The following is a 10,333-nucleotide window of genomic DNA, read 5'->3' as shown; positions in this document are numbered from 1 at the left end:
GTTGGGATGGAACTATCAATGGATTGACGTTGCCTACATCAGATTATTGGTTTAGGGTATTTTATAAAGAAAATGGCGAGGCTAAAGAATTCAGGTCTCACTTTTCTTTGAAACGATAAACGACTAAATTATAAAGAATAAAAAAAGCAACTCCTAAGAGTTGCTTTTTTTATAATTGTTTTTTATGAGTTGATTGCCCTAGCCCCGATGGTAACGGTATCCTTTTGTTCTGGGGTTCAGAACAAAAGATATAGTGTACAGCGGGAACCAGCTCCTAAACCTACTTCTGGTTATATACTTCTATGGCTTCTTTAAGAATCTGCACCGAACGAATCAGGTCTTCTTTTTTGAGCACATAGGCGATGCGCACCTCGTTGAGTCCGACATTAGGAGTGGAGTAAAAGCCGGCAGCCGGAGCGACCATTACGGTTTCTTTGTTGCTATCGAACGATTCTAAAAGCCATTGTGCGAATTTGTCAGCGTTGTCTATCGGAAGTTGGGCGATGCAGTAAAACGCACCTTTAGGTTTCGCAACTTTAACACCTTCAATTTTTTGGAGTTCTGCTACGAGCGTATCCCTTCTTTCTCGGTATTCGGTAATCACTTCGTCGAAATAACTTTGTGGGGTGTCGAGTGCGGCTTCACTGGCGATTTGGGCGAAAGTTGGCGGGCTCAAACGCGCTTGGGCAAACTTCATTGCCGTGGCCATGAGTTCTTTGTTTTTGGATACGATGCATCCGATTCTCGCGCCGCACATGCTGTATCTTTTAGAAACAGAATCAATCATGATGGCATTTTCTTCAAGTCCGGGAATGTTCATCACGGAATAATGGACGTCGCCATCATAAGTGAATTCGCGGTAGACTTCATCAGCAATCAAAAATAAATCGTGTTTTTTTACAAGTTCGGCCAATTGAAGCATTTCGTCTTTGGAATATAAATAGCCAGTCGGATTTCCGGGATTACAAATGAGGATCGCTTTGGTTTTTGGCGTGATGAGTTTTTCGAATTCGGCGATAGGAGGTAAGGCAAAACCCGTGTCAATGGTTGAAATTACAGGAACAACTTTTACGCCGGACGCTGTTGAGAAACCGTTGTAATTTGCGTAGAAAGGTTCCGGGATGATGATTTCATCGCCCTGATCCATCGTGCTTCCCATGGCAAAAAGCAGTGCTTCTGAGCCACCTGTCGTGATAATAATGTCGGCTACTTCAATCGGTAAACCGTGGGTTTTATAGTATTGTGACAGTTTGGTTCTGTAGCTTTCAAAACCTGCAGAATGGCTGTATTCCAAGACTTTTATATCTAAATTTTTTATCGAATTCATGGCTACTTCTGGCGTCTTGATGTCAGGTTGCCCAATATTGAGATGGTAAACTTTATGGCCTTTTTTCTTGGCGATATCAGCGTAAGGAACCAATTTTCTAATCGGTGATTCCGGCATTTGTTTTCCTTTGTTGGATACTTTTGGCATGATGCATTGTTTTTTAGAGTTGCAAATTTGCGAATTTTTTGAGAGCACAGCAATTGTTTTGATTGATATTATTAAATATCGGTGCATCCTTTTTTTTTTTTTTTTTATGAAAATATATTTCCATGAGATTTTACGTCGCATTTGTATTGTTAATAGGTTTTCAAATCAGCGTTTCCGGCCAGTCCGGGTTTGTGTTTGAAACCAATAAGCAAAAAGTGACGATTCCGTTCCAATTCATCAACAACCTGATTTTTATTCCGATTAAAGTCAATGGCGTGGAGCTCAATTTCCTGCTCGATTCCGGCGTCGAAGAAACTATTTTGCTGAGTCTTGAAGACAAAGCCGAAGTGCGGTTCAACAATGTACAGAAAATAAAACTACGCGGTTTGGGCGACAACGAAGCTATTGAAGGGTTAAAATCATCGAACAATACGCTTTCTTTCAAAGGACTTATAGATCGACACCACGACGTTTATATCGTACTTGATCAGGATTTTAATTTTTCTTCTCACATTGGTATTCCGGTCAATGGCATCATAGGGTATCATTTTTTTAAAAATAATCTGGTGGAAATCAATTACGATAAGAAGAAAATCATCGTTTATAAAGACAACGGCGCATTGCGAAAAAAGATGCAAAAGAAATTCACTGCGTTTCCGATGAGTATTGAAAGAAACAAACCCTACTTTCGTGCCGATGTAACGCTTAACAATACGGAAGTCAATGCCAAATTGCTGGTCGATCTGGGCAACAGCGACCCCATTTGGTTGTTTGAAAATGCCGACAAGAACATTAGTATTCCGGAAACCAACTTTGAAGATTATCTCGGAAGAGGTTTTAGCGGAGACATCAACGGGCATCGTGCTAAAATTGAGAAATTTAAACTTCACGATTTCGAATTTCTTGACCCCATCGTTTCGTTCCCTGGCATGCAATCGATCAGAAGCGTTAGTATGGTTCCCAACCGTTTGGGTTCAGTAGGAGGTGAAATGCTGAAACGGTTCAATATCATTTTCGATTATCCCAATGAAACTATTTCACTGAAGAAAAGCCACTATTACAGCGATAACTTTACCTACAATATGAGCGGAATCGAGATTCAGAATGAAGGATTGCAATGGGTTCAGGAAACCGTAAAACTCAACACCGTAGAAAACGGAGTCAGTTTTGACAATACAGGTGAAAGGGTAGACAACCAATTCAAGTATAAGTTTTCTTTAAAACCGGTTTATACCATAGCAAGTGTCCGGAAAAATTCGCCTGCACAAGCCTGCGGATTGCAAGCCGGAGATCAGGTCATTTCAATCAACAGTATGGAGGCTTATCGTTATTCGCTACAACAGATCAATGATTTACTAAAATCGGAAGAAGGGAAATGGTTTCATTTTACCATCGAACGCGGGGGAAAAAAACTCCAGTTCAAATTCCAGCTCAAAAGCATTTTATAGACTTCAAACTATTCCCTCAAAAAAAAAGAGCCTCAATTTGAAGCTCTCTTTTTTCTAATTATCACTCGATATAATTCCTTTTTTCTTTTCTAAAATATTGACGGATTCTTTAACAATCACCTCGCCTTTAATTTTCAGCGCTACTCTTCCGCCTTCCACATTCACTGCATTAGATTCTACGGTAATGGTTTTTCGGATTGGCCCGGGGCTCATGTTATATTTCACATCAATTTTTCCGGTTTTTCCCGGCATGATCGGCTCTGTAGGTTTCGAAGGCACCGTACAACCGCAAGTCGATTGCACATTGGTAATGATCAGCGGCGCATCGCCCGTATTCTTAAATTCAAATGTACGCATTCCGCTGTCGGAATCTCTGTAAACCGATCCGTAATCCACGGTATTGTCCTTCGCCATAAACTCAATTTTGGCACCTTGCGCAGCCGCAGAAAAAGCAAAACTTACAAAGGCAAACAGTACATACAATTTTTTCATGGGTCAAATTTTTAAGTTGAGTAAAAATACTTTGTTTTCGTTAATGTGCAAATAATTAATTCCTAATTTTTTATTTACTTTTGCACGGTTACCAAAAAGCATACCAGTACGGGTTTTTCCGTCAGGAGCTGTTTCCCGCTATTCGCTACTATCTTTTGCGCCGAACGCCGGCACAAAAGGATAACCGCTACTATCGGGGCTAGAGCTTTATCGATATTAGTACGCTTTCGTAACGAATAACCGAATCCACGAATCCACGAATCCACAAAATATGACAATCCCTGCGCAATTCGATGCCAAGACCATAGAACAGAAATGGTACGACTACTGGATGAAAAACAATTATTTTCATTCCACGCCCGATCATAGAACGCCTTACACCATTGTAATTCCGCCACCCAACGTGACTGGCGTTTTACACATGGGGCACATGCTCAACAATACGATTCAGGACGTACTGATCCGACGCGCGCGCCTTAAAGGGTTCAATGCCTGTTGGGTTCCCGGAACAGATCACGCTTCGATTGCGACAGAAGCTAAAGTTGTGGCCAAACTCAAAGCAGAAGGCATCAATAAAAACGATCTTTCGCGCGAAGAATTCCTAAAACACGCCTGGGACTGGACCGACAAATACGGCGGAGTAATTCTCGAACAACTCAAACAATTGGGTTGCTCCTGCGACTGGAACCGCACCAAATTCACGATGGATCCTGATATGTCAGCTTCCGTAATCCGATCGTTTGTCGATCTTTACAACAAAGGCTACATTTATCGCGGTTACCGCATGGTCAACTGGGATCCCGAAGCCAAAACGACTTTGTCTGACGAAGAAGTCATCTACGAAGAACAACAAGGAAAACTTTATTTCCTAAAATATAAAATCGAAGGCAGCGAAGATTTCCTTACGATTGCGACGACGCGTCCAGAAACCATTTTTGGCGATACCGCGATTTGCATCAACCCGAATGACGAACGCTTCCAACATTTAAAAGGAAAGCAAGCCATCGTTCCGATTTGTGGTAGGATCATTCCAATCATCCAAGACGAATACGTAGACATCGAGTTCGGAACAGGTTGCCTCAAAGTAACGCCTGCACATGATATGAACGACCGAACGCTAGGCGAGAAGCACAATCTTGAAATCGTCGATATCTTCAACGAAGACGCTACTTTAAACAGTTTCGGTTTGCATTATCAAGGGCAGGATCGTTTCGTCGTACGCGAAGCCATTGCAAAAGAACTCGAAAGTATAGGTGCTTTAGTCAAAACGGAAACGCACATTAATAAAGTAGGAACTTCTGAAAGAACCAAAGCTGTCATCGAACCGCGTTTGTCGGATCAGTGGTTCCTAAAAATGGAAGAACTGGTGAAGCCTGCCATCAAGTCAGTGCTCGAAACTGAAGAAATTAAATTATACCCGAAAAAATTCGACAACACTTACCGCCATTGGTTAGAAAACATCCGCGACTGGAATATTTCGCGTCAATTGTGGTGGGGACAACAAATTCCGGCTTACTATTATGGTGATGCAAAAGAAGATTTTGTCGTAGCGGAATCGAAAGAAGAAGCTTTAAGTTTGGCTCAAAAGAAAACGGGCAACGCACAACTGACAGCCGAAAACTTGACCCAAGATGTTGATGCTCTCGACACCTGGTTCTCCTCATGGTTGTGGCCTATGGCTGTGTTCGGCGGCATTATGGATCCCGAAAGCAAAGATTTCAAATACTATTACCCGACGAACGATTTGGTGACCGGACCGGATATTTTATTTTTCTGGGTAGCGCGTATGATCATTGCGGGTTATGAATACACCGGGAAAAAACCTTTCTCGAATGTATATCTGACAGGATTGGTGCGTGACAAACACCGTCGCAAAATGTCTAAATCATTAGGGAATTCACCCGATCCGCTTGATCTGATTGAAAAATTTGGCGCCGATGGCGTTCGCGTAGGATTGCTTTTAAGTGCTTCTGCGGGCAACGATATTATGTTCGATGAAGAATTGTGCCTGCAAGGAAAATCATTCTCCAACAAGATATGGAATGCTTTCAGATTGATCAAAGGTTGGGACGTTTCGAGTGAAATCCCACAACCCGAATCGTCGAAAGTAGCAATCGAATGGTACGAAGCGAAATTACAGCAAACACTCGCCGAAATTGAAGACCATTTCGAAAAGTACAGGATTTCCGACGCTTTAATGGCCATCTACAAATTGGTTTGGGACGACTTCTGTTCGTGGTTTTTGGAAATGATCAAACCGGCATACCAACAGCCAATCGATAAAGCCACGTTTGACAAAGCGATTGAAATGCTCGAAAACAACCTCAAATTGTTGCATCCGTTTATGCCATTCCTAACGGAAGAAATCTGGCACATTATTGCCGAGAGAAATACCGAAGAAGCTTTGATTATTTCCGAATGGCCGGCTTTGAAACCGTTCAACGCACAACTCATTTCAGATTTTGAAAACACTATTGAAGTGATTTCCGGCATCAGAACCATCCGAAAAGAAAAGAATATCCCGTTCAAAGACACGATTGATTTGAGTATTATCAATAATGACAAATCGTCGACTTATTTTGATGCTGTGGTGGTGAAGTTAGGCAATATTTCCAATTACGGCTATGTGACCGAGAAAATCAACGGTGCGTTATCGTTCAGGGTAAAATCGAACGAATATTTTATCCCGATCACAGGAGCCATCAATGTTGACGAAGAAATCGCAAAACTAACTGAAGAATTGAAGTACACTCAAGGATTTTTGAAATCCGTTCAGGCGAAGTTATCGAACGAAAAATTTGTCAGTGGCGCGCCTGAGAAGGTCCTCGAAATGGAACGAAAGAAAGAAGCTGATGCTTTGGCTAAAATTGCAACCATCGAACAAAGCTTGGCCAGCCTTAAATAATCGACATTTTTTGCCAGGAATGGCTTCGCCTTTTAGCTAAGCTTGGGTTGTGGTTTTTTGTTTAAAATAGATCTTAGGATTAATTCTTCAATAATTTTTGGGTCACCATTTGGCTGCCGAAATATACTTTCAAGGTGTAAAGTCCGACTGGTAAGGCGCCCAGATTTATTGTAGTTTGCGTATCGTTTGCTTTCCCGACATACAACACACACTGGCCAAGCATGTCATAAATCTTCAGTTGATCGAATGGGGAATGACTCGATTTGATGGTTAAGAAATCGCCCGCCGGATTCGGATAAATGGTTGTTTTTTCTTCATTGAAATCTGCAGTACTCAACGTTGTAGTGTTGTAATACACCAACAAACCAAGCCAGGTGTCAGCCACCGCTACATCTTTTTTGCCGTCATGATTAAGGTCGCCCAGTGATAAAGCCTGATAATCATAATGCGAAGAACCCGGTGATGGATATAGGGTGTAGTTACCCAGCAGGTTATTGTTGTCCTGCTGATAACAGCTCAATTTTTGCCAACCGCCATGAACCGTAATCAATTCATTTTCGCCGTCGTTATTGAAGTCGTCAATCTCAACCGGGTTTGGAATATCATAAGCAGGAAATACCGAAACATCGTCTAAAGCATGTGTATTTTGATTCTGGTACCAGACAATTATTTTTGACTGAGGCCTATTCCCGCTTCTAGAAGCCGCTACATCTTCCAATCCGTCATGATTGAGATCGCCAACGCCAATGCCATCAAGCAAGGTCGTATAGTTATCAATATTCGGAACAATATATTCAGTGAAAATATCAAATCCGGTAATTTCATTTTGTAGATATACATGCAAACCTGAGGTAACTCCGAATTTCTGAAAAATAATATCGTCTTTTCCATCAGCATTGACATCACCGATTTCGACTTCAATATATTTGGCGTTGGTAGGTTTAGGGTAAGATACGGCTACCAATGACCCGCCGATCTGGTAAAAAACCTTAAAGTAAGAAGCGTATTCGGTGCTGACGGCAACATCGGACATTCCGTCATCATTGAGGTCGCCTGTGTCAAGACATTCAACCAATGCACCAGTGTTGAACTCGACAATCGCATTGAAAGTTCCTGCGGAATTTTGATATAGTATTCCTATTTTGGTATTATAACCAAGGATGATGTCATTTCTGGAATCACCATTCAAATCGGCTATTTTCAAAGTTGTGAGTCCGGGGTAGGCCTGTGGGTAATTATATTTTACTGCTGGATTCAAACCGCCTGAATTGTTTTGCAGGAATACGGAAATCTTAAAATCGTTGGCTGCATCAAAATAAGTTCCGGTGCCCAGTGCGACATCGTTGAGTCCGTCATTATTGAGGTCGCCAATGCATACGGCATCCGATGAAGAACCTGCGGCAAAGGCTTGATAAGGAGCGAATTCAATTTGGGAAAAGGCTGCGCTCGGCGACAGTAAAAATAAAAGGGCAATGACCGACGAAATTATTTTTGCGGGAAACATATCGATAGTTTGTGGGTTAATTTTTAATCGCTTCCTCGTAACGTTCCCCAACTTTTTTCCAGTTGATCACGTTAAAAAAAGCATCGATATATTTCTTGCGTTTGTATTGATAATTCAGATAATACGCGTGTTCCCAAACATCCAAAGCTAAAATCGGCGTTCCTTTAATTACTGCATTCGACATTAAAGGATTGTCTTGGTTCGCAGTACTTGTAACTTGTAATTTCCCTGTTTTATCAGTCACCAGCCATGCCCAACCCGAGCCGAATTGTTTGGAAGCGGCATCTTCAAATTGGGATTTAAAACCGGCGAAAGAACCAAAATCGCGATTGATCGCCAATGCTAAAGTATCAGAAGGTTTCCCAGCTGTTTTGCCACCAATCATATTGTCCCAAAACAAACCGTGGTTGTAATAGCCACCGGCGTTGTTTCGCAAATCGGCATTGCTGACGTCGAGTTTTTTGAGTACATCTTCTATCGGCAATTGATCGAGTTCCGTTCCTGTGATGGCTTTATTGAGATTGTTCGTGTAAGTCAGGTAATGCTTCGAATAATGCAATTCCATCGTGAGCGCGTCGATGTTAGGCGCGAGGGCTTCATAACCATACGGAAGTGCTGCCATTTTGAACGTTCCATCTTCCGCTTTGACGTCTTCGGGACTTCCGATAAGCATTTTTTCTTCTTTCGATGGAAGCGGCACTTCAACGACTTCCGTCAGTTTTTTGTTGTTGCACGAAACCAGCACAAGCCAGAGGAAGCTTATGGGAATGAAATATTGTTTTTTCATGGGAATTTATTTTTTATTGGCTAACGCTAAGATGGCTTCAATATACAATTCTTTGGCTTCGTCCGAAGATAAGTGGCTGATCTGCATCCAGGCGTTGGTTTTAAAGGCATCTCTGAGATGGTAAGTAGACGTTTTGGAAGGGTCTAAAGTGCCGAAGGTTGCCTGTTTGTAGTAGGCGTAAAGGCGCAATTGCACATCCTGAGGCAGTGAAGCCTGCGACATTTCGTCTGCCATGGCCACGGCTTCTTCAAAACGTGTATTTAAATCTTTTGCGGTCATGAATTTTTGATAGCAATAATGGTTTTTCCACCAACGGCTGTCTGATTGAGTTGGACGTTGATTTCAGTACCTAAAGGTAAAAATAAATCTACTCTCGAACCAAATTTTATGAATCCCGCGTCTGTTCCCTGAACGACCTGCATTCCAGTTTCGGCATAATTGACGATTCTTCGGGCCAAGGCTCCGGCAATCTGACGGTAAAGGATTTCTCCAAAAATGCGGTTTTCAACTACCACGGTTGTTCTTTCATTTTCGGTACTGGCTTTTGGGTGCCACGCTACAAGGTATTTTCCCGGATGGTATTTGCTGAAATTGATTTTTCCGTTGACCGGATAACGCGTCACATGCACATTGATTGGCGACATGAAGATTGAAACCTGCAACCTTTTGTCTTTGAAATATTCGCCTTCGAAGACTTCTTCAATCACGACTACTTTTCCGTCTACCGGCGCGATGATATGGTTGTCATTGATCTCAACCGTTCTTTTCGGGTTTCTGAAGAACTGTAAAATCAACAGCAACATGATCAGAATTAAAACTTCGATGGCTTTTTTGAGCCAGAATATTTCAATCAGACGATCGGCCGCCAATAAAAATATTACAGTTAGGGTAGTGGCAATCAGGATAATTTTTCCGCCTTCTTTATGAAACATAATTTAAAATTTGATACAACAAAAATACAAAAGGTCCGACAAATATAATACTATCGAGGCGGTCTAAAATGCCACCGTGGCCGGGCATAATTTTTCCACTGTCTTTGACTCCGGCAACGCGTTTGAATTTGGATTCGATCAAATCGCCAATCGTGCCTAAAACACCAACGATAACGGCAATCAGAATCCAATAAAAAACAGGTTGTTCTATATAATATTGTGCGATGAATACACTTGAAATCACTGCGAAAACTAATCCGCCGAGAAAACCTTCAATGGTCTTTTTTGGGGAAATTCGTTCGAACAATTTTCGTTTACCTATTGATTTTCCTACGACATACGCCATCGTGTCATTGATCCAGATCAACATAAAAAGCCCGATGATGATTTTTGGATTAAAGATATTTTCTGTCATCGGCAGTCTGATAATCAACAGAAATGGGAAAACGATGTAACCAATCAGATATAAATATTTTGAGGCTATTGTCAAGTTGGCTTCTTTGGTTTCAAACAAAAAAAGCATGGCTTTGATGGAGATTGCAAAAGTGAAAGCCCAAAAAGCAAAATCGATGATTGGATTTTGTATGAAAAACGAAAATGCGAGATAAAGCACTAAAGTTAAAGGAAATGCAATGCGTTTCGGAAGCTTGACAAGGTCACAGAATTCGCTGACGGTCAGCATCAGGAAAATCCCGAATAACGCTAAAAAGCTGTTGAAGAATAAGGTGGCGGAAATTAATATAGCAATATATAAAACACCGGAAAGCGCTCTTGTTAGAGTTTCGTTCATT

The 10,333-nt window shown here is 41.6% G+C and carries 10 protein-coding genes; 3 read left to right on the top strand and 7 right to left on the bottom strand.

Annotation, left to right across the window (positions count from 1 at the left end):
- Window positions 1-14 precede the first annotated feature (14 nt).
- Window positions 15-119 carry a hypothetical protein gene (locus tag Q0058_RS00350; protein ID WP_298220534.1) on the top strand — a complete coding sequence of 35 codons (105 nt, stop codon included), beginning with the start codon at window positions 15-17 and terminating at the stop codon, window positions 117-119.
- 161 nt (window positions 120-280) lie between these two features.
- On the opposite strand, the gene Q0058_RS00345 is transcribed toward Q0058_RS00350, so the two are convergent.
- Window positions 281-1,474: a pyridoxal phosphate-dependent aminotransferase gene (locus Q0058_RS00345; RefSeq protein ID WP_298220532.1), complete on the bottom strand. Its 1,194-nt coding sequence runs from the start codon at window positions 1,472-1,474 to the stop codon at window positions 281-283.
- Window positions 1,475-1,596: 122 nt separating this feature from the next.
- Here Q0058_RS00345 and Q0058_RS00340 point away from each other — a divergent pair, with 122 nt between their 5' ends.
- Window positions 1,597-2,922, top strand: a complete 1,326-nt coding sequence (locus Q0058_RS00340; RefSeq protein ID WP_298220530.1) for a PDZ domain-containing protein — start codon at window positions 1,597-1,599, stop codon at window positions 2,920-2,922.
- A 54-nt stretch (window positions 2,923-2,976) separates the two neighbouring features.
- On the opposite strand, the gene Q0058_RS00335 is transcribed toward Q0058_RS00340, so the two are convergent.
- On the bottom strand, window positions 2,977-3,414 hold the full coding sequence (locus Q0058_RS00335) for a DUF1573 domain-containing protein (protein WP_298220529.1): 438 nt from the start codon (window positions 3,412-3,414) through the stop codon (window positions 2,977-2,979).
- Between the two features lie 271 nt (window positions 3,415-3,685).
- Here Q0058_RS00335 and Q0058_RS00330 point away from each other — a divergent pair, with 271 nt between their 5' ends.
- Entirely contained in the window at window positions 3,686-6,319 is a 2,634-nt protein-coding gene (locus tag Q0058_RS00330; RefSeq protein WP_298220527.1) for a valine--tRNA ligase, read from the top strand.
- 79 nt (window positions 6,320-6,398) lie between these two features.
- Here the strand turns inward: Q0058_RS00330 and Q0058_RS00325 are convergent, their stop codons facing one another.
- Genes Q0058_RS00325 through Q0058_RS00305 form a run of 5 tightly spaced genes read right to left on the bottom strand, consistent with a single transcriptional unit; the run spans window position 6,399 to window position 10,332 of the window.
- Entirely contained in the window at window positions 6,399-7,823 is a 1,425-nt protein-coding gene (locus tag Q0058_RS00325; protein ID WP_298220525.1) for a T9SS type A sorting domain-containing protein, read from the bottom strand.
- A 16-nt stretch (window positions 7,824-7,839) separates the two neighbouring features.
- Window positions 7,840-8,610, bottom strand: coding sequence for a superoxide dismutase (locus Q0058_RS00320; protein WP_298220522.1), 771 nt, complete (start codon window positions 8,608-8,610; stop codon window positions 7,840-7,842).
- A 6-nt stretch (window positions 8,611-8,616) separates the two neighbouring features.
- Window positions 8,617-8,889, bottom strand: coding sequence for an acyl-CoA-binding protein (locus Q0058_RS00315; protein WP_298220520.1), 273 nt, complete (start codon window positions 8,887-8,889; stop codon window positions 8,617-8,619).
- Window positions 8,886-9,542, bottom strand: a complete 657-nt coding sequence (locus Q0058_RS00310) for a phosphatidylserine decarboxylase family protein (RefSeq protein ID WP_298220518.1) — start codon at window positions 9,540-9,542, stop codon at window positions 8,886-8,888. The genes Q0058_RS00315 and Q0058_RS00310 overlap by 4 nt, the downstream gene beginning before the upstream one ends.
- Window positions 9,532-10,332: a phosphatidate cytidylyltransferase gene (locus tag Q0058_RS00305; protein WP_298220516.1), complete on the bottom strand. Its 801-nt coding sequence runs from the start codon at window positions 10,330-10,332 to the stop codon at window positions 9,532-9,534. Before Q0058_RS00305 ends, Q0058_RS00310 begins: the two co-directional genes overlap by 11 nt.
- Window position 10,333: the final 1 nt, after the last annotated feature.

Source organism: Flavobacterium sp. (genome assembly GCF_027484705.1).
Lineage (GTDB): Bacteria > Bacteroidota > Bacteroidia > Flavobacteriales > Flavobacteriaceae > Flavobacterium.
Note: the sequence above shows the minus strand (reverse complement) of the source record. Positions and strands in the feature narration are given on the sequence as shown.

Excerpts from the sequence above, each read along its gene's own strand:
- Q0058_RS00345 (WP_298220532.1), bottom strand. The coding sequence starts at position 1,474 with ATGCCAAAAGTATCCAACAAAGGAAAACAAATGCCGGAATCACCGATT.
- Q0058_RS00340 (WP_298220530.1), top strand. The coding sequence starts at position 1,597 with ATGAGATTTTACGTCGCATTTGTATTGTTAATAGGTTTTCAAATCAGC.
- Q0058_RS00335 (WP_298220529.1), bottom strand. The coding sequence starts at position 3,414 with ATGAAAAAATTGTATGTACTGTTTGCCTTTGTAAGTTTTGCTTTTTCT.
- Q0058_RS00330 (WP_298220527.1), top strand. The coding sequence starts at position 3,686 with ATGACAATCCCTGCGCAATTCGATGCCAAGACCATAGAACAGAAATGG.
- Q0058_RS00325 (WP_298220525.1), bottom strand. The coding sequence starts at position 7,823 with ATGTTTCCCGCAAAAATAATTTCGTCGGTCATTGCCCTTTTATTTTTA.
- Q0058_RS00320 (WP_298220522.1), bottom strand. The coding sequence starts at position 8,610 with ATGAAAAAACAATATTTCATTCCCATAAGCTTCCTCTGGCTTGTGCTG.
- Q0058_RS00315 (WP_298220520.1), bottom strand. The coding sequence starts at position 8,889 with ATGACCGCAAAAGATTTAAATACACGTTTTGAAGAAGCCGTGGCCATG.
- Q0058_RS00310 (WP_298220518.1), bottom strand. The coding sequence starts at position 9,542 with ATGTTTCATAAAGAAGGCGGAAAAATTATCCTGATTGCCACTACCCTA.
- Q0058_RS00305 (WP_298220516.1), bottom strand. The coding sequence starts at position 10,332 with ATGAACGAAACTCTAACAAGAGCGCTTTCCGGTGTTTTATATATTGCT.